Here is a 23,350-nt window from a genome sequence, read left to right as displayed (position 1 = left end):
AGTAATGCATAACCAAGCGCCCATCAACCGTCGAAAATCTACACGCATTTACGTCGGCAAGGTGCCTATTGGTGATGGCGCGCCGATTGCCGTGCAGTCGATGACCAACACCCGTACCACCGATGTTGAAGCAACGGTTAATCAGATTAAAGCGCTGGAGCGCGTGGGCGTTGACATCGTCCGCGTTTCGGTTCCTACCATGGACGCCGCCGAGGCGTTCAAGCTGATCAAGCAGCAGGTCAACGTGCCGCTGGTCGCCGATATCCACTTCGATTATCGCATCGCGCTGCAGGTTGCCGAATACGGCGTAGACTGCCTGCGCATCAACCCGGGCAACATCGGCAACGAATCGCGCATTCGCTCGGTGGTGGACTGCGCCCGCGACAAGAACATCCCGATTCGCATCGGCGTCAACGGCGGCTCGCTGGAGAAAGACCTGCAGGAAAAGTACGGCGAACCTACGCCGGAAGCGCTGCTGGAATCCGCCATGCGCCACGTGGACATCCTCGATCGCCTCAACTTCGACCAGTTCAAGGTCAGCGTCAAGGCGTCGGACGTGTTCCTGGCGGTGCAATCCTACCGCCTGCTGGCGTCGCGCATCGATCAGCCGCTGCATCTGGGTATCACCGAAGCCGGCGGCGCGCGCAGCGGGTCGGTCAAATCGGCCATCGGCCTGGGCATGCTGCTGTCTGAAGGCATCGGCGACACCCTGCGCATCTCGCTGGCGGCGGATCCGGTCGAAGAGGTGAAGGTCGGTTTTGATATCCTGAAGTCGCTGCGCATCCGCGCGCGCGGCATCAACTTCATCGCCTGCCCGACCTGTTCGCGTCAGGAATTCGACGTGATCGGCACGGTGAACGCGCTGGAGCAGCGCCTGGAAGACATCATCACGCCGATGGACGTCTCGATCATCGGCTGCGTGGTGAACGGCCCGGGCGAAGCGCTGGTGTCCACCATGGGCGTAACCGGCGGCCACAAGAAGAGCGGCTTCTATGAAGACGGCGTGCGCCAGAAAGAGCGTTTCGACAACGAACAGATGATCGACCAGCTGGAAGCGAAAATTCGCGCCAAGGCCGCGATGATGGACGAAAGCAACCGCATCACGGTCAACCTGCTGGAAAAATAAGCGTTATCGCTACACGGCGGGCCTGTTGGCCCGCTTGTTTATGAACCTGAAGGGCAGAAAACCGCATCCGCGTTGAATACCGGGCGGCAAAGTCCCTATAATCAGGTTCATTTTTACAGACAACGGACAGAGAACTCACGTGGCAAAGAACATTCAAGCCATTCGCGGCATGAACGACTACCTGCCGGAAGAAACGGCATTATGGCAGCGTATTGAAGGCACCCTCAAGCAGGTGCTGGGCAGCTACGGTTACAGCGAAATCCGGTTGCCGATTGTAGAGCAGACCCCGTTATTCAAACGCGCGATCGGTGAAGTGACCGACGTCGTGGAAAAAGAGATGTATACCTTCGAAGACCGCAACGGCGAAAGCCTGACGCTGCGTCCGGAAGGGACGGCCGGCTGCGTGCGCGCCGGCATCGAACATGGTCTGCTGTACAATCAGGAACAGCGTCTGTGGTACATCGGCCCGATGTTCCGCTACGAGCGCCCGCAGAAGGGCCGTTACCGTCAGTTCCATCAGCTGGGCGCGGAAGTGTTCGGCCTGCAAGGCCCGGACGTCGACGCCGAGCTGATCCTGCTGACGGCCCGCTGGTGGAAAGCGCTGGGCATCGCCGAGCACGTCAAGCTGGAGCTGAACTCCATCGGTTCGCTGGAGGCGCGCGCCAACTACCGCGACGCGTTGGTGGCATTCCTGGAGCAGCACGTCGAGGTGCTGGACGAAGACTGCAAACGCCGCATGTACAGCAACCCGCTGCGCGTGCTGGACTCCAAGAATCCTGAGGTGCAGGCGCTGCTGAACGACGCGCCGCGCCTGTCCGAGTACCTGGATGAAGAATCCCGTGCTCACTTCGCCGGTCTGTGTGAACTTTTGGCGCAGGCAGGTATCCCATATACCGTTAACGAGCGCCTGGTGCGCGGTCTGGATTACTACAACCGCACCGTGTTTGAGTGGGTAACCACCAGCCTGGGCGCGCAGGGCACCGTCTGCGCGGGCGGCCGTTACGACGGCCTGGTCGAGCAACTGGGCGGCCGCGCCACCCCGGCGGTCGGTTTCGCCATGGGCCTCGAACGCCTGGTGTTGCTGGTGCAGGCGGTTAACCCGGAATTCAAGGCGCCGTCGGCTATCGACGTGTACGTCATCTCTTCCGGCGCGGGCACCCAGAGCGCGGCGATGCAGCTGGCTGAACAGGTGCGCGACGCGGCGCCGCAGCTGAAGCTGATGACCAATTACGGCGGCGGCAACTTCAAGAAGCAGATCACCCGTGCGGACAAATGGGGCGCGCGCATCGCGCTGATCCTGGGTGAGAGCGAAGTGGCGGCGCAGCAGGTGGTGGTGAAAGACCTGCGCAGTGGTGAACAAGAAACGCTGGCGCAAAGCGAAGTCGCTGCGCGTCTGGCTTTGATGTTAGGTTAAGGAGAAGGACACCGTGGAAGTCTATACCACTGAAAACGAACAAGTCGACGCACTGCGTCGGTTCTTTGCCGAGAACGGCAAAGCGCTGGCGGTGGGCGTGGTGCTCGGAATTGGTGCCCTGGTTGGCTGGCGTTACTGGCAGAGCCATGAAAACTCCAACATGATGGCTGCGTCGCAATCCTATCAGGAAGCCAGCGATCGTCTGGCGGCCGGCAAGCCGGATGACGTGGCTGCCGCGGAGAAATTTGTCCAGGCTAACGGCAACAGCTACGGCGTATTGGCCGCGCTGCAGTTGGCCAAGCACTTTGTCGAACAGAATGATTTCGCCAAGGCGGAACAGCAATTGGCGCTGGCGCAGGGCCAGACCAAAGACGACAACCTGTTGGCGATGATCGACCTGCGTCTGGCGCGCGTCCAGCTGCAGGAGAAAAAGCTGGATGAAGCGCTGAAAACGCTGGATGGCGTGAAAGGCGAAGGCTGGGCGGCGATGATGCAGGATGTGCGCGGCGATGTGCTGCTGGCCAAGGGCGACGCCAAGGGCGCGCGCGAAGCTTACAGCAAGGGCATTGAGTCCAACGCTTCTCAGGCGCTGCAGGTTCTGCTGCGCATGAAATTGAATAACTTGTCCAGCTAAGGGGAATTCCCATGCAATTGCGTAAAACACTCTTGGTCGGACTGGTTTCCGCTGCCTTGCTGAGTGGTTGCTCGCTGTTTAACAGCGAAGAAGACGTGGTTACCATGTCGCCGTTGCCGAAAGTTGAAAATCAGTTTACGCCGAGCAAGGCGTGGAGCACCTCGGTGGGCGACGGCATCGGTGAGTATTACTCCCACCTGCGTCCGGCCTATCAGGACAGCACCATTTACGCCGCCGATCGCTTCGGCATCGTGAAAGCGATGGATGCCGACAGCGGCAATGAGAAGTGGAAGGTCAATCTCTCCGAGAAGACCGGTTTCTTCTCCAGCAACCTGTCTGCGCTGCTGTCCGGCGGCCTGACGGTCGCGGGTGACAAGGTTTACGTCGGCAGCGAAAAAGCGGTGGTTTACGCATTGAACACCGCCGACGGCGCCATCGCCTGGCAGACTAAAGTGGCCGGCGAAGCGATCTCCCGTCCGGTTGTCAGCGACGGCATGGTGTTGGTGCACACCTCCAACGGCATGCTGCAGGCGTTGAACGAAGCCGACGGCGCGGTGAAATGGACGGTTAACCTGGACATGCCTTCGCTGTCGCTGCGCGGTGAATCCGCGCCGGCCGTCGCCTTTGGCGCCGCCATCGTCGGCGGTGACAACGGCCGCGTCAGCGCCGTGCTGATGCAGCAGGGCCAACTGATCTGGCAACAGCGTATTTCTCAGCCGAGCGGCGCGACCGAAATCGATCGCCTGAACGACGTGGACACCACGCCGGTGATCGTTGACGGCGTGGTCTACGCGCTGGGCTACAACGGCAACCTGACGGCGCTGGATCTGCGTTCCGGCCAGATTATCTGGAAACGCGAGCTGGGTTCGGTGAACGATTTCATCGTCGACGCGGGCCGCATCTACCTGATCGACCAGAACGATCGCGTAGTCGCGCTCAGCACCGAAGGCGGCGTGACCGTGTGGACGCAGAGCGATCTGTTGCACCGCAACCTGACGCCGCCGGTGATGTATAATGGTTATCTGGTGACCGGTGACGCCGAAGGTTATCTGCACTGGATTAACACCACCGATGGCCGTTTTGTCGCCCAGCAGGAAGTGGACAGTTCCGGCTTCCTGTCTGCGCCGATGGTGGCCGGCGACAAGCTGATCATCCAGGCTCGCGGCGGGAAAGTTTACGCTTTCACCCGCTAACGCCGCTCGTCGCAAGGCTTGAAAACGGCTCCTGAATGTTCAGGGGCCGTTTCGTATTTTTATAAGCTGCACCGCTGGTGTCTATCCACAGTGCAGTAACGCATTGATTATTAAGTAATGAGGCTTCAACAATGATACCTGTCGTCGCGCTGGTCGGGCGCCCGAATGTGGGTAAATCCACCTTGTTCAACCGTTTAACCCATACGCGCGATGCGCTGGTGGCGGATTTCCCGGGGCTGACGCGTGACCGCAAGTATGGTCGTGCTGAAATCGAAGGCAATGAATTCATCATCGTCGATACCGGCGGTATCGACGGCACCGAAGACGGCGTCGAAACGCGCATGGCCGGTCAGTCGCTGCTGGCGATCGAAGAGGCGGACATCGTGCTGTTCATGGTCGACGCCCGCGCCGGCCTGATGCCGGCGGATCAGGGCATCGCCCAGCACCTGCGCAGCCGCCAGAAGGCGACCTTCCTGGTGGCCAACAAGACCGACGGTCTGGATCCGGACACCGCCACCGCCGATTTCTACTCGCTCGGCCTGGGTGAAGTGTTCGCTATCGCCGCTTCCCACGGCCGTGGCGTGACCCAACTGATCGAACACGTGCTGGTGCCGTTCGTGCCGGAAAAACCGGAAGACGTCGAGCTGACCGAGGAAGAGGCCAACGCCGCTTACTGGGCCGAGCAAAACGGCGAAACGCTGGAAGGCGAAGAAGACGAAGAGCCAGAAGAAGCGTTCAACCCGCAGGATCTGCCGATCAAGCTGGCGATCGTCGGCCGTCCGAACGTCGGTAAGTCTACGCTCACTAACCGCATCCTCGGCGAGGAGCGCGTGGTGGTGTATGACATGCCGGGCACTACCCGCGACAGCATCTACATTCCGATGGTGCGTGACGAACGCGAATACGTGCTGATCGACACCGCCGGGGTGCGTAAACGCGGCAAGGTGACTGAAACCGTCGAGAAGTTCTCGGTGATCAAGACCCTGCAGGCGATTGAAGACGCCAACGTGGTGCTGCTGGTGATCGACGCGCGTGAAGGCATCTCCGATCAGGATCTCTCGCTGCTCGGCTTTATCCTCAATAGTGGGCGCTCACTGGTGATTGCGGTCAACAAGTGGGACGGCATGAGTGAAGAAGATCGCGAGCACGTGAAAGAGATGCTCGACCTGCGTCTGGGCTTCGTTGACTTCGCGCGCGTGCACTTCATTTCCGCGCTGCACGGCAGCGGCGTCGGCAACCTGTTCGAATCGGTGCAGGAAGCCTACGAGTGCGCAACCCGCCGCGTAAACACCTCGATGCTGACCAAAATCATGCAGATGGCGGTTGACGATCACCAGCCACCGCTGGTGCGCGGCCGCCGTGTGAAGCTGAAATATGCTCACGCCGGTGGTTACAACCCGCCGATCGTGGTGATCCACGGCAACCAGGTCAGCGATCTGGCCGATTCGTACAAACGCTACCTGATGAACTACTTCCGCCGCTCGCTGAACGTGATGGGGACGCCGATCCGCATCCAGTTCAAAGAGGGCGACAACCCGTTCGCCGGCAAACGCAACCTGCTGACGCCGACCCAGATGCGTAAGCGCAAGCGCCTGATGAGCCACCTGAAAAAGAGCAAGTAATCGCTCATGAGGGGCGCGGCAGTGATGCCGCGCCCCTTTTTTATTGGCCCGAAATCGTTTTATTATCTGAAGATTACCTCGCCTGCCTGAAGGAACACCATGTCCTGGGAAACCTGGAGTTTTGCGTTTAACGTCACCGTGCCGAATCTGCTGATGATGCTGTTGGGGATCCTGCTGCGCCATTGGCGCCTGATGGATGACCGCTTCGTCGACGGCGCGACCCGCCTGGTGTTCAATCTGGCGCTGCCGTGCCTGCTGTTTTTCAGCATCGCCACCAACCATCCGCAGCTGCTCGGCAACCTGCCGCTGGTGCTGTTCGGCGCGGTCGGCACGCTGGCGACCTTCCTGCTCCTGGAGCTGGCCGCCAAGTGGCTGGTGAAAGAACCGCGTGAGCGCGGGGTGTTCGTGCAGGGCGGTTTCCGTGCCAATACCGCCATCGTTGGCCTGGCCTACGCCATGACCGCCTACGGCAGCGAAGGCATTGCGCTCGCTTCGCTGTACCTGACGGTGACGGTGATCCTGTTCAACATACTGTCGGTCATCACCCTCACGCGCAGCCTGCAGGGCGGGCAGGGCAAGAAAATCAGCCACCTGTCTTTGCTGCGCAGCATCGTTACCAACCCGCTGATCATCGGCCTGGTGTGCGGGCTGCTGTACGCGCAAACCGGGCTGGGCATCCCGACCGTGATCCGCCAGACCGGCAGCTATATCTCTGCGCTGTCGCTGCCGCTGGCGCTGCTGTGCACCGGCGCCAGCCTGGATTTTCGCGCCATGTTCCGTTCGTCCAACGTGGCGGCGCTGTCGTCGGCGGCCAAGCTGTTTCTGGTGCCGTGCCTGATGACGCTGGCCGGCTGGCTGTGCGGGTTTCAGGGGGCGGCGCTGGGCATTATCTTCCTGTTTTCCGCCACGCCGACCGCGTCGGGCAGCTATGTGATGACGCGCGCCATGGGCGGCAACGCCACGCTGGCGGCCAACATTATCGCCATCACCACCGTCGGTTCGTTCTTCACCACCGCGTTGGGGATTTATTTCTTGCGCTCATGGGGCGCGATTTAACCTGGAGTCGTTATGGAAGCGCACTGTCCGCACTGCCGTCAGACCATGAAGTGGGTAGCGGGTCACTACCATTGTGAAGCCTGCCAGCGCGATTATCGGCAGCTGGCGAGCTGCCCGGCGTGCGGGCAGCCGCTGCAAGAATTGAAAGCCTGCGGGGCGGTGGATTACTTGTGCCAGAACGGGCACGGGCTGATCTCCAAAAAACGGGTGAATTTCAGCTATCAGCCGCTGTAAGTCCTCACTCATCCACCTGGCCGGTTTTCCACAGATCCACCAGCGCCTGCGGCGCGCTGCTTTCCGGGATTAACAGCACGATCTCAGTGCTCAGGGTGGGGCTGGTGTAGTTGATTTGCACGCGGTAGTAGCGCTGGTCGCCGCAGCCGGGGGAGGTGGGCTGGCCTTCTTCCTGCGCATAGGGCAGCGTCTGGTTCAGCAACTGATTCAGGCGCTGCCGCTGCTCCGGCGTGATATCGGCCAGCGCGATGCGGCGCTGGCCCGCCAGTTTGGGAATGTAGGCGAAGCCTCCCTCGCGCGCCAGCTCAATGACCGTATCCTGATTGAGCGTCGGCAGCGGTTTCATTATTCCACCCCCACCTGACGCCAGGCTTGCTGCACCTTGTCCGCCACGCTCTGATCGAAACGCGCCTGCGCATGTTTCACCGTGGTGCGGGCGAAGGTGGCGAAGTCGGCGTTTTGCGGCAGCGCTTTGTCGCACACCGTGTCATACCAGACGTAACCGGCTTTCTCCCAGGCGAAGCCGCCCAGCGCCGTCGCCGCCAGGTAGAAAGCGCGGTTAGGGATGCCGGAATTGAGGTGCACGCCGCCGTTGTCTTCCTTGGTCTGGATATAATCCTTCATGCTGGCGGGCTGCGGGTCTTTACCCAGCAGCGGATCGTCGTAGGCGGTGCCGGGTGCCGACATCGAGCGCAGCCCTTGGCCTTTGATGCCCTCGGCGAGCAGCCCGGCGCCGATCAGCCAGTCGGCTTTATCGGCGGTTTGCTGCAGGTGGAACTGCTTGACCAACGAGCCGAAGACGTCGGACAACGACTCGTTGAGCGCCCCGGACTGCTGGTAGTAGATCAACCCGGCTTCGCTCTCGGTCACGCCGTGCGCCAGCTCGTGGCCGACCACGTCGATGGCGATGGTGAAACGGTTGAAGATCTCGCCGTCGCCGTCGCCGAACACCATCTGCTGGCCGTTCCAGAAGGCGTTCTGGTACTCCTTGCCGTAGTGCACGCTGCCGACCAGCGGCAGCCCCTGGTTATCCAGTGAATTGCGGCGGTAGGCCTGCCAGAAGAAATCGTAGGTGACGCCGAGATAGTCGTAGGCTTCGTCCACCGCCACATCGTGGTTGCTGGGCTGGCCCTCTTTGCGCACCTGTTTGCCGGGCAGCTGGGTGCCGTTCTGGGCGTCGTAGATATCGCGGAGCGCTTCGCCGGCTCGGGCGTTTTTCTCGGTCGGCGAACGCAGCGGCTTGTTGCCGAGCAGGCTTTGCACGTGGTTCAGCGTGTGCAGCGCGCAGTCGCGCTGCGGGGCGTTGCCGTGTTCAATGATGCGGCGCAGCATGTAGGGAGGAATGACGGAACGCATGCGCTGGGCTGGCATAGTGGCTCTCCTTAGGCAAAAATTTTACCTCATCGAATGAATGCACTGTGCCTAAGTGTAGCCTACTCGTCATAAAGCCTGTGGTCATGCGTGCTCACCGCCGGCGCGGTCTTGTGCGGGCTGATGCGTCGCACCGAGGCGCGCACCGCCAGCCGGCCGTGCAGCAGCAGATTGCACGGCGGCGCGTCGGCGCGCAGCATGCGCCGCTGCAGCAGCTGGATCGCCTCGTAACCCAGTTCGTCACGCGGCACCTGCACCGAGGTCAGCGGCACATCGTGGATTTCCGCCAGATTGAAGCCGTCGGTGCTCATCACCGAGACGTCACCCGGCACGCTCAGCCCCCGCTTGTTGAGCGCTTTGACCGCCCCGACCGCCATGTAGTCGCCGCCGGCCAGGATCGCCGTCGGCAGCGGGGAGTGGCCGTGGATGCCATCGAGATAGGTGGTCAGCGCCTGCTCGGCCTCTTCGCCGCCGAAGCCGGAGGTGGTGATCAGATGGCGGCCGTCGTCGAACGGCAAATGATGCCGGGCGTAGGCCTGGCGGATGCCCGCCAGCCGCAGCTCCATGGTGTGGCGGCGCAGGCATTGCAGATTGAGGATATGGCTGTGCCCCTGCTGAAACAGGTAGCTGGCGGAATAGTCGCCGATCAGCTGATGATCCGGCGAGACGCTGTCCAGCCGCATCTGCCGATCGCTGCAGTTGATCAGCACGCAGGGCTTGTGCAGATCGGCGGCCAGGGTGTGGATATGCTCGTCGTCGATGCCGATGATCAGCGCCGCTTCGGTGTGCGGGTCGCTCATCTTTTCCAGAAACAGCGCGCCGTCGCTGTGTTGCTCTTCCAGCCCGCAGTAGCGGATGCGCACCTCGTGCTCCATCAGCGCGGCGGCGATACCCTGAATGACCTTGTAGTAGAAGATGTCGGTGCGCACGTCGAACGCGCGCTGCGGCGCGAACACCATCACGTTGTTCAGCATCAGTCGGCCGCTGGAAATGCCCTGCAGAATGCCGTTTTGCTGCGCACAGTCCAGCACCTTGCGGCGCGCCTCGGCGCTGGTGTTGGCCTTGCCCGCCAGCACGCGGGAAACGGTGCTGATCGACAGCCCGGTTTGGCGAGCGATCTCCTGAATTTTCAGCTTTCCGTTCATTCTGTGATCTCCTTCAAATTCGTCCGTGAGAATATTTTCATTGCAGATTTTCAGCGTCTTGACCGGATTTCTTGGTCATTATGACTATTTTTTCACCCGCCTGTGAAAATCTTTGCAAAAAACAGCGTTTCGCTGCGCGCTCTCGCTGAGTAGTCTGCATTGGTACACCAATTTTAGCGACATGTCAGTCCAATTTTAACGGTGTGCGAAAATGAAAACAAAAATAAATCATGGGGTTGTGATTGTCTGTCGGCCAATGATATGGCGCCGACCCGTTTTCACCGCCCCGTGTTTGATAGCACAACGTACCCTACCAAAACGCGCGTCGCCGTAGCCGGCGGCCGCGGGGAGAGAACCGATGAGTGTGGAGATCAATCAGGCGGTCGCGCAGAGCGGCCGGCGCAAGTTCAAATCGCTGCGCTGGTGGATGCTGGCGCTGTTCTTGCTGGGCGTCACGGTCAACTACATCACCCGCAACTCGCTGGGCATTCTGGCGCCGGAGCTGAAAACCAGCCTGAACATGAGCACCGAGCAATATGCCTGGGTGGTGGCGTCGTTCCAACTGGCTTACACGGTGTTTCAGCCGATCTGCGGCTGGCTGATCGACGTTATCGGCCTGAAGATGGGCTTTCTGATCTGCGCCGGTATTTGGGCGGTGGTGTGCATGCTGCACGCCGGCGCAGGCAGCTGGCTGCAACTGGCCATTCTGCGTTTCTTCATGGGGGGCGCGGAGGCGGCGGCCACCCCGGCCAACGCCAAGGCGATCTCCGACTGGTTCCCGAAGAAGGAGCGGCCGATCGCCGCCGGCTGGGCGGGCGTCGGTTTCTCCATCGGCGCCATGCTGGCGCCGCCGATCATCGTCATCGCTCACGTCTCTTTCGGCTGGCAGGGCGCCTTCCTGTTCTCCGGCGGGCTGGCGCTGATCTGGGTGGTGCTGTGGTGGCTGTTCTACCACTCGCCGCAGCAGCACCCGAACCTCAGCCAGCAAGAGCTGGATCTGATCCGCGAAGACAACGAACCGGTGCTGCCTAAGCTGCCGTTCCTCACCTCGCTGGCCAGCCTGTGCAAGAACAAGAAGTTTTACGGCATCGCCATCCCGGCCTTTCTCGCCGAGCCGGCCTGGGCGGTATTCAGCTTCTGGGTGCCGCTGTACCTGGCCACCGAACGCGGCATGGATCTGAAACAGATCGCGATGTTCGCCTGGCTGCCGTTTCTGGCGGCGGATATCGGCAGCGTCGCCAGCGGCTATCTCACCACCCTGTACCGCAAATGGTTCGGCTGCAGCCGCGTCAACTCGGTGGTCGCCAGCTCGGTGACCGGCGCTTTCCTGATGGTGTCGCTGGCGTTCGTGGCGATCACCCAAGATCCCTATGTGGCGATCGCGCTGATCTCGATCGGCGGCTTCGGCCACCAGGTGATCTCCTGCATGCTCAGCGCGCTGGTGGTGGAGTCGTTCGATAAAAACCAGATGGCGACGGTCAACGGCATGCGCGGATCCAGCGCCTGGATCGCCAGCTTCCTGTTCACGCTGCTGATCGGCGCGGTATCCGACACCATCGGCTTCAACCCGCTGTTCATCGCCATGGGCTTCTTCGATCTGATCGGTGCCCTGTTCCTGATTGCCCTGATCGCCGAACGCGGCGGTAAGAAAACACCTTCACACAGCTAAGTGGAATGCTTATGAAAACCTTGAAAAACTGGACGCTGGCGGCGCAGCATGCCGACCACGTTGAGCTGCTGGTCGATGAACGCCACCGTTTCTGCCTGTACGTGCTGGAAAACGATCTGTTCCGCGTGTTGATCAAACGTGAGGGCGGGCTGGCGCTGGATCGCACCTGGAGCATCGCGCCGCAGGAGGATGTGCCCTGGGAGGGGCGCGATCGGCTCAGCGTCGCCGGCTTCAGCCTGCCGGGCTATCAGCTGCGCCAGGAGGGCGATCGGCTGGTGGTCAGCACGCCGCTGCTGCGCGTGACGGTGCATCAGCCGCTGTGGCTGGAATGGGAATATTGCAACGCCGCCGGCGAATGGCGGCCGCTGGCGGCGGATCGGCCGACCAGCGCCTACCTGCTCAATGCGCACGGCGACGGCGTGGCGCACTATCAGCGGCGTTTCGCCGATGAGCGTTATTACGGCCTGGGGGAGAAGGCCGGCGATCTGGAGCGCACCGGCCGCCGCTTCGAGATGCGTAACCTGGACGCCATGGGCTACAACGCCGCCAGCACCGATCCGCTGTACAAGCACATTCCGTTCACCATCACCCGCGGGCCGGAGGCGAGCTTCGGCCTGTTTTACGACAACCTGAGCAGCTGCTGGTTGGATCTGGGCAACGAGATCGACAACTACCACGCGGCCTATCGCCGCTATCAGGCCGAAGCGGGCGATCTGGATTACTACCTGTTCCTCGGGCCGAAGGTCTTGGACGTCACTAAGGCCTTCGTGCGCCTGACCGGCCGCACCCACTTCGGACCGAAGTGGAGCCTGGGCTACAGCGGCTCGACCATGCACTACACCGACGCGCCGGATGCCCAGCAGCAGCTGCAGCAGTTCATCGCGCTGTGCCGTCAACACGCCATTCCCTGCGACTCTTTCCAGCTGTCGTCGGGCTACACCTCGATCAACAACAAGCGCTACGTGTTCAACTGGAATTACGACAAGGTGCCGCAGCCCAAGCAACTGAGCCAGGCGTTTCACGACGCCGGCCTCAGGCTGGCGGCCAACATCAAGCCGTGCCTGCTGCAGGATCACCCGCAGTATCAGGCGGTGGCGGCGCAGGGGCTGTTTATCCGCGATTCGCAAAGCGACGCGCCCGAGCGCTCCAGCTTCTGGGACGACGAAGGATCGCACCTCGACTTCACCAATCCGGCGGCGGTGCGCTGGTGGCAGCAGGGCGTCACGCAGCAACTGCTGGAGATGGGCATCGACTCGACCTGGAACGACAACAACGAGTACGAAGTGTGGGACGGCGAAGCGCGCTGCCACGGCTTCGGGCGGCCAATCGCCATCAAGCACATCCGCCCGGTGATGCCGCTGCTGATGATGCGCGCCTCGATGGAGGCCCAGCAGCGCTTCGCGCCGCAGAAGCGGCCGTATCTGATCTCGCGCTCCGGCTGCGCCGGCATGCAGCGCTACGTGCAGACCTGGAGCGGCGACAACCGCACCAGCTGGCAGACGCTGCGCTACAACATCCGCATGGGGCTGGGCATGAGCCTGTCCGGGCTGTATAACCTTGGCCACGACGTCGGCGGCTTCTCGGGCGACAAACCGGATGCGGAGTTGCTGGTGCGCTGGGTGCAAAACGGCGTGATGCATCCGCGTTTCACCATCCACTCCTGGAACGACGACGCCACGGTCAACGAGCCCTGGATGTACCCGGCCGCCACCCCGGCGGTGCGCGAGGCGATCAACCTGCGTTACCGACTGCTGCCGTATTTCTACACTCTGTTGTGGCAGGCCTGCGCGGATGACGAACCGATGCTGCGCCCGACCTTTCTCGATCATGAACAGGATGCGCACACCTTCGGCGAGAACGACGATTTTCTGATCGGCCGCGATCTGCTGGTGGCCAGCGTGGTGGAGCCGGGGCAGCGCCGGCGTTCGGTGTATCTGCCGGACAACGGCGAAGGCTGGTACTGCTTCTACAGCGGCCAATGGTTCGGCGGCGGCCAGACGGTGACGCTGGCGGCGCCGCTGGAGCGTTTGCCGCTGCTGGTGCGCGCCGGGGCGGCGCTGCCGCTGTCGCAGCGGTTGGCGCATGTGGACGTGGCCGCCGACGATCGGCGCGAGCTGCGGCTGTTTCCGCTCAAGGGCTGCGGTGCAAGCAGCGGGCTGTTGTTTGAGGACGACGGTGAAAGCGACGGCTGGCGACAGGGCGATGCGCTGTGGCTGCGTTGGGAAATGCGCTGCGACCATCAGCGCATCATGCTGGATATCACGACGGAAGGGCGTTTCCGCCCGGCTTGGCGCACGCTGGCGCTCAGCTTGCCGGAAGGCGAAATGCGCGCGCTGTGGGTGAACGGCGAACCGGGCGAGCGTTTTACGCTGGAGTAGGGGTTACTCGGCCGCGCGTTTCTTGCGCGGCTTCTTGGCGACGGTGATGGTTTTCACCTCGCTTTCCACCCAGCCGTCCTGCAGGCGGGTTTTCAGCAGTTCGCCGACCTGCGCCTGCTTGGTGGTTTTCAGCAGCTCGCCGCGCGGGGTTTGCGTCACGCTGTAGCCGCGCGCCAGCGTCGCCAGCGGGCTGACGGTTTCCAGCTGGCTGCAGGCCACGCCGAAGCGCTGGCGGTAGGCGTTGAGCTGCCGCTCCATCGCCTGCTGCAGGCGGTATTCCTGCTGCTGTACGCGCTGTTGGTAGCGATGAATGCGGCCCTGCGGCTGCACCTGCGCCAGCCGCTGCTGGGCGCGTTCGCTGCGGCGGGCGGCCAGGCGCAGCTGTTGTTGCATGCCGTCTTCCATCCGGCGCTGCAGCTTGAACAGCAGCGTCTGCTGGCGCGCCAGGCGCAGATGCGGATGCTGTTGCTGTAAACGGTGGTGAATGCGGGTGAACTGCTGCTGGCGCTGCGCCAGGTAGTAATCCATCGCCATCTCCAGCCGCTGCTGCTGCGATTGCAGCTGGCGCAACAGCTCGAGCTGATTGCGGCTGACCAGTTCGGCGGCGGCGGAAGGGGTCGGCGCGCGCAGATCGGCGACGAAATCGGCGATGGTGACGTCGGTTTCATGGCCGACGGCGCTGACGATCGGAATGCGGCTGGCGAAGATCGCCCGCGCCACGCGTTCGTCGTTGAAGCTCCACAGATCTTCCAGCGAACCGCCGCCGCGGCCGACGATCAGCACGTCGCATTCGTCGCGGCGGTTGGCGGCCTCGATGGCGCGCACGATCTGCATCGGCGCTTCGGCGCCCTGCACCGAGGTGGGGTAGATGACGATCGGCAACGACGGATCGCGCCGCTGCAATACCTGCAGAATATCGTGCAGCGCCGCGCCGCTGGCGGAGGTGATCACCCCGACGCGTTTGGCAGGGGCGGGCAGCGGCTGCTTGAACTGCTGATCGAACAGCCCTTCGGCGCTCAGGCGCTGTTTCAGCTGCTCGAACTGTTGCTGCAGCAGGCCGTCGCCGGCGGGCTGCATGCTCTCGGCGATCAGCTGGTAGTCGCCGCGCGGTTCATACAGCGTGATGCTGGCGCGCACCAAAACCTGCTGGCCGTTTTGCGGCCGGAAGGTGACGCGGCGGTTGCTGTTGCGGAACATCGCGCAGCGCACCTGGGCGCGATCGTCTTTCAGCGTGAAATACCAGTGGCCGGAGGCGGGCTGGGAGAGGTTGGAGATCTCGGCGGAGAGCCAAATCTGCCCCATTTCCATTTCCAGCAGTTGGCGAACCGTCTGATTGAGGCGGCTTACGGTAAAAATGGAAGGCGAAACAGGTAGCGACATGTGACCCAGATCAAATTTCAAAACAATCACTTAATTGGTCGATACTACATGGCTGAAAAAGGTAATCAAGACTTTTTGTAAGAAAGTGCTGGAGGCAACCGATTCCGCTCTGTATAATGCCGCGGCAATATTTTATCTTTTTCACAGCCCACCCTGGTGAGATATTGCCCATGCTACGTATCGCTAAAGAAGCTCTGACGTTTGACGACGTCCTCCTGGTTCCAGCCCACTCCACGGTTCTGCCTAACACCGCAGAGCTCGGCACCCAACTGACCAAAACCATCCGCCTGAACATCCCTATGCTGTCCGCAGCCATGGATACCGTTACCGAATCCGGCCTGGCCATCGCGCTGGCGCAGGAAGGCGGCCTGGGCTTCATCCACAAAAACATGTCCATCGAGCGCCAGGCTGAAGAAGTCAGCCGCGTGAAGAAGCATGAAAGCGGCGTAGTCACCGACCCGCAGACCGTTACCCCATCCACCACGCTGCAGGAAGTGAAAGAGCTGACCGCGCGCAACGGCTTTGCCGGTTACCCGGTCGTCACCGAAGACAACGAGCTGGTCGGCATCATCACCGGCCGCGACGTGCGCTTCGTGACCGATCTGACCCAGCCGGTCACCGCGGTCATGACGCCGAAAGATCGCCTGGTCACCGTGAAAGAAGGTGAAGCGCGCGACGTGGTACTGCAGAAGATGCACGAAAAGCGCGTAGAAAAAGCGCTGGTGGTGGACGACAGCTTCCACCTGCTGGGCATGATCACCGTTAAAGACTTCCAAAAAGCGGAACGCAAACCGAACGCCTGTAAAGACGAGCACGGCCGTCTGCGCGTGGGCGCGGCGGTCGGCGCCGGCGCCGGCAACGAAGAGCGCGTTGACGCGCTGGTGGCGGCAGGCGTTGACGTTCTGCTGATCGACTCCTCGCACGGCCACTCCGAAGGCGTGTTGCAGCGCATCCGCGAAACCCGCGCCAAATACCCGGATCTGCAGATCGTCGGCGGCAACGTCGCGACCGCAGCGGGCGCCAAAGCGCTGGCTGAAGCCGGCGTGAGCGCGGTGAAAGTCGGTATCGGCCCTGGCTCCATCTGTACTACCCGCATCGTGACCGGCGTGGGCGTACCGCAGATCACCGCCATCGCCGACGCGGTGGAAGCGCTGGAAGGCACCGGCATCCCGGTTATCGCCGACGGCGGCATCCGCTTCTCCGGCGACATCGCCAAAGCGATCGCCGCGGGCGCATCCTGCGTGATGGTCGGCTCCATGCTGGCGGGCACCGAAGAATCCCCGGGCGAAATCGAGCTGTATCAGGGCCGTTCGTTCAAATCTTACCGCGGCATGGGCTCGCTGGGCGCGATGTCCAAAGGCTCTTCCGACCGTTACTTCCAGACCGATAACGCCGCCGACAAACTGGTGCCGGAAGGTATCGAAGGCCGCGTGGCCTATAAAGGCATGCTGAAAGCCATCGTGCACCAGCAGATGGGCGGCCTGCGCTCCTGCATGGGCCTGACCGGCTGCGCCACTATCGACGATCTGCGCACCAAGGCGGAGTTCGTGCGCATCAGCGGCGCCGGCATTCAGGAAAGCCACGTGCACGACGTGACCATCACCAAAGAGTCGCCGAACTACCGCATGGGCTAATGCCTTAACCTCTCCTGAGTGAGAGGCCGGGGTGGGGCGTTAAGCCCCATCCCGAAACACACATTTTCGCTCTTTTTCTCTTGTTGCTGGAATTCGCCTCACATGACACAAAATATCCATAAGCATCGCATCCTGATACTGGACTTCGGTTCGCAATACACCCAACTGGTCGCCCGCCGCGTGCGCGAAATCGGCGTTTACTGCGAACTGTGGGCCTGGGACGTTAGCGAAGAGCAGATCCGCGAATTCAACCCAAGCGGCATCATCCTCTCCGGTGGCCCGGAAAGCACCACCGAAGCCGGCAGCCCGCGCGCCCCTGACTATGTGTTCAACGCCGGTGTGCCGGTGCTGGGCGTGTGCTACGGCATGCAGACCATGGCGATGCAGCTGGGTGGCCATGTGCAGGGTTCCACCGAACGCGAGTTCGGCTACGCGCAGGTGGAAATCGTCAACGAGAGCGCGCTGCTGCGCGACATCGAAGACGCCATCAGCCCGGCCGGCAAACCGCTGCTGGACGTGTGGATGAGCCACGGCGACAAAGTGACCGCGATCCCGTCCGACTTCGTGACCGTCGCCAGCACCGACACCTGCCCGTTCGCCATTATGGCCAACGAAGAAAAGCGCTTCTACGGCGTGCAGTTCCACCCGGAAGTGACCCACACCCGCCAGGGCCAGCGCATGCTGGAGCGCTTCGTACTGGACATCTGCCAGTGTGAAGCCCTGTGGACCCCGGCCACCATCATCGAAGATGCGGTCGAGCGCATCCGCGAGCAGGTGGGTGAAGACCACGTGATCCTCGGCCTGTCCGGCGGCGTCGACTCCTCCGTGACCGCGATGCTGCTGCACCGCGCCCTCGGCAAACGCCTGACCTGCGTATTCGTCGATAACGGCCTGCTGCGCCTGAACGAAGCCAAGCAGGTGATGGAAATGTTCGGTGACCACTTCGGCCTGAACATCGTGCACGTCGAGGCGGAAAACCGCTTCCTGACCGCACTGGCGGGCGTGGACGAGCCGGAAGCCAAGCGTAAAATCATCGGCCGCGTGTTCGTTGAAGTGTTCGACGAAGAAGCCTGCAAGCAAGAGCAGGTGAAATGGCTTGCGCAGGGCACCATCTACCCGGACGTAATTGAATCCGCCGCTTCCGCCACCGGCAAAGCGCACGTGATCAAATCGCACCACAACGTGGGCGGCCTGCCGAAAGAGATGAAGCTGGGCCTGGTCGAGCCGCTGAAAGAGCTGTTCAAAGACGAAGTGCGCAAGATCGGTCTGGAGCTGGGCCTGCCGTACGACATGCTGTTCCGTCACCCGTTCCCGGGCCCGGGTCTGGGCGTGCGCGTGCTGGGCGAAGTGAAGAAAGAGTACTGCGATCTGCTGCGCCGCGCCGACGCCATCTTCATCGAAGAGCTGCACAAGGCCGACCTGTACAACAAAGTCAGCCAGGCGTTCACCGTGTTCCTGCCGGTGCGTTCGGTCGGCGTGATGGGCGACGGCCGCAAATACGACTGGGTGGTCTCCCTGCGTGCGGTAGAAACCATCGACTTCATGACCGCGCACTGGGCGCACCTGCCGTATGACTTCCTCGGCCGCGTCTCCAACCGCATCATCAACGAAGTGGACGGCATCTCCCGCGTGGTGTACGACATCAGCGGCAAGCCGCCGGCGACGATCGAGTGGGAGTGATTTGACACTTCCCTCAGCCTGTTCGTAACTAGGTCTTAGTGACTAAAACCCTCTGTTTTTACAGAGGGTTTTTCTTTGTATGGCCATGTCTTTTCTGCCTGTTGTCAGCCATGAGGTAAGTTATGGGTAAAGCCGAACATTGTTTGTGGTCGAAATATGGCCTATGTTCAGACCTTGGTATGATTGATAGCGCCTGGGGGCACGATGAAAGTAGAGAGCATCCACTACGTTATAGAATCCTATGAGCAGCAGGAGCGAGATAACGCCATTACTCTGCTGAAATTGCTGACGCTGTCAGAGAAGGATAAAGCGGAAGGGCGCGTGTTCTCGAAGGAACTGCTGTTGGATGTGCTTTAAACATTACAGTGCTCAACATTAAGGGATTGCAGTGGAACAGCAGGTGGCCTTGGAGTACACGCGTACCGTAAGGCACTGTATTGACCCCATTGTCATACCATCAGGACATCCAGCAGCTGCTGTTTAAGCGATTCATCATGCCCTGATAGCCCTATGGCGCCTAACCCTCGTTTTCCTGCAAGTGAAAGACTATGGGGGATCGCATCACCCGTCCTGCTCATCATACTTGCGCTGGCACTCCTGAATCGCCTCAATATTCCCTAACGTCCAGTCGAACAGTATCGAGAACGGCCCCTGCAGGGATTTGCCGAGCGGCGTCAGCGAATACTCGACGCCAAGCACCCGCCCATCCAACACTTTGCGATGCACCATGCCGTTGCGTTCCAATTTGCGCAGGGTCTGGGTCAGCACGCGTTGCGTGACACCATCCAGACGGCGCTTGATGGCGTTGAAGCGCTGCGGCTCGCGCAGCACTTCCAACACCATCATGGACCATTTATCGGCAATCTGATCGAGCACGATGCGGCTTGGGCAGTCGGCGCGGTAAACAACATCGGTCTTATCCATCGGTATCCTCCCGCATCCCTGGGATGCTTAAGGTGCGTAATTGACGCCAGGTATGCAAAGTATACCATTCGAAACACGGCGCGAATAACCCGCACTTGTACCCCAGGTAAAAGGACATTGAGATGACAGATACAGATTTCAGCAAACTCAGGCTGTCTCATGCGCACGGCGTGATGACGATCGCTATCGATAACCCACCGGTAAACGTGCTTGATGTGGCGCTGATGTCGGAAATCAGCCGTTTATTGCTCGCGGTGCGTGACGATCCGGATACGCGGGTGTTGGTGTTCCAGAGCGCGAACCCAGCGTTCTTTATTGCTCACGTCGACATGACCTTGATCGATGAGCCGCACGCTTTCGACGAACTGGCGAGCAACGCGCCGGAGGGGCTTAATCCGTTCCAGGCGTTTGGCGAACTGCTGCGCAGCCAGCCGCAGGTTACTCTCGTTAAGCTGGCTGGGCTGGCGCGCGGCGGCGGCGCCGAGTTTGTGGCGGCGGCCGATATGGCTTTCGCTGCACGGGAAGCGGCGGGACTGGCCCAGTGCGAGGCCTTGATGGGCATTACGCCCGGCGGCGGCGCGACGCAGTATCTGACGAGCCGAATGACGCGCGGCCGCGCTCTGGAAGTGATCCTGGGCGCTGAGCTTTTCGATGCCGCTACCGCAGAACGCTACGGCTGGATTAACCGCGCCTTGCCTGCTGCCGAGCTCGATGATTTCGTCGATCGGTTAGCGCGCAATATCGCGGCATTGCCAGAGGGCGTGATTGCGGCGGCCAAACAGGCGATGCCTGCGCCGGATCTGCAGGCCGGTTTTTATCGCGAGCACGACGCCTGGGCAGGATTGTTCGCACGCCCGGCCGCGGAGCGGTTGATTCGCGGCGGGCTGAAGGCCGGAGCGCAAACCCCGGAGGGGGAGCGCAATCTTGAAGGCCTGCTGCGTCATCTGGCCCGCTAAGATTCCGCCTCGCGCTAGCCGGCCCCCCACTGCGTCAGCAGCGCATGCAGCCTGGCCGGCTCCAGCGGTTTGCGCAGCACCAGATAGCCTTCCTGCTCGGCCTCTTGCAATATCTGCGAGTTGAACTCGCCGCTGACCATGGCGCCGCTCACGTCCGGCAGGCGTTCGAACAGCGCTTTCAGGATGTCGAAACCGCTCTCGCCGGAGCGCAGGCGCTGGTCGCACAGCACGGCGAACGGCGTAAAACCGTCGTCGACGATGGCGAAGGCTTCCTCGGCGGAGGCCGCGCAGCGCACGGTGATGCCCCAGGTGCTCATCAGGCTCTCCCAGGCTGAAGTCACCAAGGGATCGTCGTCCACCACCAGGCAGGCGCCGCGCAGCGGCGCATAGCGGGTAGGCGTGGCGGTGTTGTCGTAGGCGGCCGTGGTTTCCGGCGCTTTGTCTTCGCCGATGTATTGCGTGAAGCGCATCCAGAAGCGTGAGCCTTTGCCTTCGACGGAGTGCATGCCGTACTTCACCTTCATCAGCTTGGCGCAGCGCGCCACTACCGCCAGCCCCAGCCCGTGGCCGGCGCTGTCGATTTTCCACGCCAGTTCGGGGCGGTAGTAAGGGGAGAAGATTTTGCTTTTCTCTTCGTCGGCGATGCCCACGCCGGTGTCCCATACTTCCACCAGGCACTCGGCGCCGCGCGGGCGGATGGCGATCAGCACGCCGCCCCGTTGCGTGTAGCGCAGGGCGTTTTGGATCAGGTTGATCAGCGATTGCCGCACCAGCAGCGGATCGCCCATCACGCTGATGCGCCGTTTAGGCCGCCAGGTGCGCAGCGCCAGGGCGCGGCTGTTGGCCTCTTCGCGGAACAGGGTGATCACCGAGTCGAGCAGGGCGCCGATATCCACATGGGTGGCGGCGGTGCGCACGTTGCCGGACTCGATCTTGCTGAGATCGAGCAGCGAATTGAACATCAAATGCACCGAACGCACGCTCTGCTGCAGATCCAGCAGCTGTGGCGTCAGGCTGTCGTCGCGGTTTTTGTGGATGATGGCTTCGATCAGAAAGCCCATGGCGTGCACCGGCTGGCGCAGATCGTGGCTGGCGGTGGTCAGGAACTGGTTCTTGTCCAGCAGCGCCTGTTCCGCCTCCTCTTTAGCTTGCCGGAACTGTTCCGCCAGGCGGGAGCTTTGTTCCTCGAGCAACGCCTGCTGGATAAAGAACGCATGCGAGGTTAACGCGTGGCGGTAAATGGCGAAGCCGTACAGCAAGTTCAGCATCAGCACGATGAACATCACGTCTTCCAGCCGCCAGATGATGCCGAGGTTCAGCAGCCCCCAGGAGGCGAAGAAAAAGCGGGTAAAGGTGCTGATGACGGGCGTCAGATGCGTTGCGTTGGCGGCGACGATCGCGGCGATGCTGATATTGAGCAGCAGAAAAAAGTCAAAGTTATGGGTCTGCGGCGTAATTAAATAGAGTGATGAGATCCCCAATCCGTGAATAAACGCCACCTTATTAATGCGCGGCAGCCAGCGGCGCAGCACGGCGTCTTCATCATTTTCTTTGGCCTCGCGTTGGTAGCGCCGATGCCATATTCTGATCGCCACGGCGCATAGCAGGTAAACCATGATCCAGGCAATGGTTGGGCCGAGTTCATCCCCCAGCAAATAAATCCAGATGGCGAACGGGATGCCGACGAAAGGCACGGCAGTGAAGCTGAACACCAACCGCATGAAGGTGTTGTCCAGCAGGCGGATCTGCGCGCGTGAGGAGATGCCATCATTTTGTAAATTCTGGAAAAACTTCATTGCGACGGATCCCGTTTGCCGTGCAACAGCGTGATGGCTTCTACCCGGCTGTTGACGCCGATCTTTTTCAAGATATTACTGATATGCTCTTTCACGGTGGGTTCGGAAATAGACAGCTGCGTCGCGATCCTTTTATTCGGCAGGCCGCGCAGCATCATAGTTAATACGTCGATTTGTCTTGGCGTTAAATTGAATTTATTTAAATTTTCATGACTGTTTTTAATGGCGGGTTCATTTCCTTCCGGGAACCACTCCTGATTATTATTCAACGCAAAAACCGCTCTGGCGAATAATTCCGGGGGTTCATTTTTTAATACGAACCCATGCCCGCCGGCATTTTGCACTTTCTGCCAGATATCGTTATTTTCGTCGCCGCTGACCACCAAAATACGCACCTGAGAATAACGTTGTTTTACTTCTTTGAGTAATTTCAATGCGGTGCCGGAAGAGAGCCAAAAATCGATCACCAGTAAACGCGGCGGGCCATTTTCCCTAATATGACGGTAGCAATTTTCTTCATTGGTCACCACATGTGCCTGTTTGAATCGGCAATGCGTGCTGAGAAAGTTAGCGATACCGCTTGCTACCAATGGATGGTCATCAACGACCAACGCATAATCCTGCCCCAAAGGATTCTCCTTTCGCCTTCACAGTTCAGATAGGTCTGATGAATTATTATCAACCCTCCCTACTTTAGGAGGGTTTTTTCGTTTAGGAAAGGGAAATATATTATTCGAGGATTTGGATAAGAGAAAACATAAAGCCAATCGATAATTTTAACTGATTGGTTATAAAGGATAATTTATGAAAAAACCACTTATCGCTTTAACCGTTACGATGATGATAGCCGGTTGTTCCACCCTGAAAACCGATCAGGCCATTCCATTACTGCAGGCGGAAACCGCCAAAATGCTGGGCCTGGGCTCATCGGACGAAATTACCGTGACCAATGTCAATGGCGCACAGCCGGATGCGCTGGGCGGGCAAAAACTTTCTTATCGCGCCACCACGGAAAAAGGCCGCATTTTCGATTGCTCGTCGCTGATGATGCCGGGAATTTTAGGTTCGTCGCCGTCGCTGAGCGCGCCGACCTGTACGCCGGTGGTCACGCATAAATAATTCGCTTTGGGGGCGGTAT

General features: G+C 60.8%; 20 protein-coding genes and 1 pseudogene. 14 read left to right on the top strand and 7 right to left on the bottom strand.

The features are described 5' to 3' along the window. The first annotated feature begins 4 nt into the window (after nt 1-4). The 7 genes from ispG (at nt 5) to ACSBQQ_RS18910 (ending at nt 7,279) form a co-directional block, all read left to right on the top strand. A complete protein-coding gene (ispG, locus tag ACSBQQ_RS18940; RefSeq protein WP_016929756.1) occupies nt 5-1,126 on the top strand; it encodes a flavodoxin-dependent (E)-4-hydroxy-3-methylbut-2-enyl-diphosphate synthase in 1,122 nt (373 codons plus the stop codon). 139 nt (nt 1,127-1,265) lie between these two features. Beyond that, a complete protein-coding gene (gene hisS / locus ACSBQQ_RS18935; protein ID WP_033635593.1) occupies nt 1,266-2,540 on the top strand; it encodes a histidine--tRNA ligase in 1,275 nt (424 codons plus the stop codon). Nucleotides 2,541-2,553: 13 nt separating this feature from the next. After that, complete coding sequence (locus tag ACSBQQ_RS18930) at nt 2,554-3,174, top strand: YfgM family protein (RefSeq protein WP_033635592.1); 621 nt, start codon at nt 2,554-2,556, stop codon at nt 3,172-3,174. A gap of 11 nt (nt 3,175-3,185) precedes the next feature. Continuing rightward, nucleotides 3,186-4,367, top strand: a complete 1,182-nt coding sequence (bamB, locus tag ACSBQQ_RS18925) for an outer membrane protein assembly factor BamB (protein ID WP_033635590.1) — start codon at nt 3,186-3,188, stop codon at nt 4,365-4,367. Nucleotides 4,368-4,498: 131 nt separating this feature from the next. Further along, on the top strand, nt 4,499-5,989 hold the full coding sequence (der, locus tag ACSBQQ_RS18920; protein ID WP_004941442.1) for a ribosome biogenesis GTPase Der: 1,491 nt from the start codon (nt 4,499-4,501) through the stop codon (nt 5,987-5,989). Between the two features lie 99 nt (nt 5,990-6,088). After that, nucleotides 6,089-7,045 carry an AEC family transporter gene (locus tag ACSBQQ_RS18915; protein ID WP_033648913.1) on the top strand — a complete coding sequence of 319 codons (957 nt, stop codon included), beginning with the start codon at nt 6,089-6,091 and terminating at the stop codon, nt 7,043-7,045. Between the two features lie 12 nt (nt 7,046-7,057). After that, a complete protein-coding gene (locus ACSBQQ_RS18910; RefSeq protein WP_033654277.1) occupies nt 7,058-7,279 on the top strand; it encodes a zinc ribbon domain-containing protein in 222 nt (73 codons plus the stop codon). A 4-nt stretch (nt 7,280-7,283) separates the two neighbouring features. Here the strand turns inward: ACSBQQ_RS18910 and ACSBQQ_RS18905 are convergent, their stop codons facing one another. The 3 genes from ACSBQQ_RS18905 to ACSBQQ_RS18895 form a co-directional block, all read right to left on the bottom strand. Continuing rightward, nucleotides 7,284-7,625 (bottom strand): protealysin inhibitor emfourin, encoded by a 342-nt coding sequence (locus ACSBQQ_RS18905; protein WP_033635587.1) that lies wholly within the window; start codon nt 7,623-7,625, stop codon nt 7,284-7,286. Then, entirely contained in the window at nt 7,625-8,650 is a 1,026-nt protein-coding gene (locus ACSBQQ_RS18900) for a M4 family metallopeptidase (protein ID WP_060428972.1), read from the bottom strand. Before ACSBQQ_RS18900 ends, ACSBQQ_RS18905 begins: the two co-directional genes overlap by 1 nt. A gap of 62 nt (nt 8,651-8,712) precedes the next feature. Continuing rightward, nucleotides 8,713-9,795: a LacI family DNA-binding transcriptional regulator gene (locus tag ACSBQQ_RS18895; protein ID WP_033654276.1), complete on the bottom strand. Its 1,083-nt coding sequence runs from the start codon at nt 9,793-9,795 to the stop codon at nt 8,713-8,715. Nucleotides 9,796-10,153: 358 nt separating this feature from the next. On the opposite strand from ACSBQQ_RS18895, the gene ACSBQQ_RS18890 reads away from it, so the two are divergent. Then, nucleotides 10,154-11,464, top strand: coding sequence for an MFS transporter (locus tag ACSBQQ_RS18890; RefSeq protein WP_033635583.1), 1,311 nt, complete (start codon nt 10,154-10,156; stop codon nt 11,462-11,464). Between the two features lie 11 nt (nt 11,465-11,475). Continuing rightward, on the top strand, nt 11,476-13,842 hold the full coding sequence (locus tag ACSBQQ_RS18885; protein WP_060428970.1) for a TIM-barrel domain-containing protein: 2,367 nt from the start codon (nt 11,476-11,478) through the stop codon (nt 13,840-13,842). A 3-nt stretch (nt 13,843-13,845) separates the two neighbouring features. Here the strand turns inward: ACSBQQ_RS18885 and xseA are convergent, their stop codons facing one another. Continuing rightward, the gene (gene xseA / locus ACSBQQ_RS18880) at nt 13,846-15,222 is read right to left on the bottom strand and encodes an exodeoxyribonuclease VII large subunit (protein ID WP_031299944.1); all 1,377 of its coding nucleotides are present in this window, start codon (nt 15,220-15,222) and stop codon (nt 13,846-13,848) included. Nucleotides 15,223-15,392: 170 nt separating this feature from the next. Here xseA and guaB point away from each other — a divergent pair, with 170 nt between their 5' ends. From guaB to ACSBQQ_RS18865, 3 genes and pseudogenes are all read left to right on the top strand, one after another. Further along, nucleotides 15,393-16,856, top strand: a complete 1,464-nt coding sequence (gene guaB, locus ACSBQQ_RS18875) for an IMP dehydrogenase (protein WP_033635581.1) — start codon at nt 15,393-15,395, stop codon at nt 16,854-16,856. Nucleotides 16,857-16,958: 102 nt separating this feature from the next. Then, on the top strand, nt 16,959-18,536 hold the full coding sequence (gene guaA / locus ACSBQQ_RS18870; protein WP_060428968.1) for a glutamine-hydrolyzing GMP synthase: 1,578 nt from the start codon (nt 16,959-16,961) through the stop codon (nt 18,534-18,536). 225 nt (nt 18,537-18,761) lie between these two features. Beyond that, a pseudogene (locus ACSBQQ_RS18865) lies at nt 18,762-18,893 on the top strand (type II toxin-antitoxin system Phd/YefM family antitoxin); the annotation flags it as partial. Between the two features lie 204 nt (nt 18,894-19,097). On the opposite strand, the gene ACSBQQ_RS18860 reads toward ACSBQQ_RS18865, so the two are convergent. Next, on the bottom strand, nt 19,098-19,460 hold the full coding sequence (locus tag ACSBQQ_RS18860; RefSeq protein ID WP_060388328.1) for a winged helix-turn-helix transcriptional regulator: 363 nt from the start codon (nt 19,458-19,460) through the stop codon (nt 19,098-19,100). Nucleotides 19,461-19,582: 122 nt separating this feature from the next. Here ACSBQQ_RS18860 and ACSBQQ_RS18855 point away from each other — a divergent pair, with 122 nt between their 5' ends. Further along, a complete protein-coding gene (locus ACSBQQ_RS18855) occupies nt 19,583-20,416 on the top strand; it encodes an enoyl-CoA hydratase/isomerase family protein (RefSeq protein ID WP_033648862.1) in 834 nt (277 codons plus the stop codon). A 14-nt stretch (nt 20,417-20,430) separates the two neighbouring features. Here the strand turns inward: ACSBQQ_RS18855 and ACSBQQ_RS18850 are convergent, their stop codons facing one another. Further along, nucleotides 20,431-22,212, bottom strand: a complete 1,782-nt coding sequence (locus tag ACSBQQ_RS18850) for a hybrid sensor histidine kinase/response regulator (protein ID WP_033648861.1) — start codon at nt 22,210-22,212, stop codon at nt 20,431-20,433. Continuing rightward, nucleotides 22,209-22,841: a response regulator transcription factor gene (locus tag ACSBQQ_RS18845; RefSeq protein WP_033648860.1), complete on the bottom strand. Its 633-nt coding sequence runs from the start codon at nt 22,839-22,841 to the stop codon at nt 22,209-22,211. The genes ACSBQQ_RS18850 and ACSBQQ_RS18845 overlap by 4 nt, the downstream gene beginning before the upstream one ends. A 175-nt stretch (nt 22,842-23,016) precedes the next feature. Here ACSBQQ_RS18845 and ACSBQQ_RS18840 point away from each other — a divergent pair, with 175 nt between their 5' ends. Further along, nucleotides 23,017-23,331 (top strand): hypothetical protein, encoded by a 315-nt coding sequence (locus ACSBQQ_RS18840; protein WP_025303891.1) that lies wholly within the window; start codon nt 23,017-23,019, stop codon nt 23,329-23,331. The last annotated feature ends 19 nt before the right edge of the window (nt 23,332-23,350 follow it).

Source organism: Serratia sp. G204Y (genome assembly GCF_051172435.1).
GTDB lineage: Bacteria > Pseudomonadota > Gammaproteobacteria > Enterobacterales > Enterobacteriaceae > Serratia > Serratia sarumanii.
The sequence above is the reverse complement of the archived record's forward strand: the minus strand, read 5'-3'. Positions and strand labels throughout refer to the sequence as shown.

What these genes read in the sequence shown, in the direction of transcription:
- ispG (WP_016929756.1), top strand. Translation starts at nt 5, where the DNA reads ATGCATAACCAAGCGCCCATCAACCGTCGAAAATCTACACGCATTTAC.
- bamB (WP_033635590.1), top strand. Translation starts at nt 3,186, where the DNA reads ATGCAATTGCGTAAAACACTCTTGGTCGGACTGGTTTCCGCTGCCTTG.
- der (WP_004941442.1), top strand. Translation starts at nt 4,499, where the DNA reads ATGATACCTGTCGTCGCGCTGGTCGGGCGCCCGAATGTGGGTAAATCC.
- ACSBQQ_RS18915 (WP_033648913.1), top strand. Translation starts at nt 6,089, where the DNA reads ATGTCCTGGGAAACCTGGAGTTTTGCGTTTAACGTCACCGTGCCGAAT.
- ACSBQQ_RS18910 (WP_033654277.1), top strand. Translation starts at nt 7,058, where the DNA reads ATGGAAGCGCACTGTCCGCACTGCCGTCAGACCATGAAGTGGGTAGCG.
- ACSBQQ_RS18905 (WP_033635587.1), bottom strand. Translation starts at nt 7,625, where the DNA reads ATGAAACCGCTGCCGACGCTCAATCAGGATACGGTCATTGAGCTGGCG.
- ACSBQQ_RS18900 (WP_060428972.1), bottom strand. Translation starts at nt 8,650, where the DNA reads ATGCCAGCCCAGCGCATGCGTTCCGTCATTCCTCCCTACATGCTGCGC.
- ACSBQQ_RS18895 (WP_033654276.1), bottom strand. Translation starts at nt 9,795, where the DNA reads ATGAACGGAAAGCTGAAAATTCAGGAGATCGCTCGCCAAACCGGGCTG.
- ACSBQQ_RS18890 (WP_033635583.1), top strand. Translation starts at nt 10,154, where the DNA reads ATGAGTGTGGAGATCAATCAGGCGGTCGCGCAGAGCGGCCGGCGCAAG.
- ACSBQQ_RS18885 (WP_060428970.1), top strand. Translation starts at nt 11,476, where the DNA reads ATGAAAACCTTGAAAAACTGGACGCTGGCGGCGCAGCATGCCGACCAC.
- xseA (WP_031299944.1), bottom strand. Translation starts at nt 15,222, where the DNA reads ATGTCGCTACCTGTTTCGCCTTCCATTTTTACCGTAAGCCGCCTCAAT.
- guaB (WP_033635581.1), top strand. Translation starts at nt 15,393, where the DNA reads ATGCTACGTATCGCTAAAGAAGCTCTGACGTTTGACGACGTCCTCCTG.
- guaA (WP_060428968.1), top strand. Translation starts at nt 16,959, where the DNA reads ATGACACAAAATATCCATAAGCATCGCATCCTGATACTGGACTTCGGT.
- ACSBQQ_RS18860 (WP_060388328.1), bottom strand. Translation starts at nt 19,460, where the DNA reads ATGGATAAGACCGATGTTGTTTACCGCGCCGACTGCCCAAGCCGCATC.
- ACSBQQ_RS18855 (WP_033648862.1), top strand. Translation starts at nt 19,583, where the DNA reads ATGACAGATACAGATTTCAGCAAACTCAGGCTGTCTCATGCGCACGGC.
- ACSBQQ_RS18850 (WP_033648861.1), bottom strand. Translation starts at nt 22,212, where the DNA reads ATGAAGTTTTTCCAGAATTTACAAAATGATGGCATCTCCTCACGCGCG.
- ACSBQQ_RS18840 (WP_025303891.1), top strand. Translation starts at nt 23,017, where the DNA reads ATGAAAAAACCACTTATCGCTTTAACCGTTACGATGATGATAGCCGGT.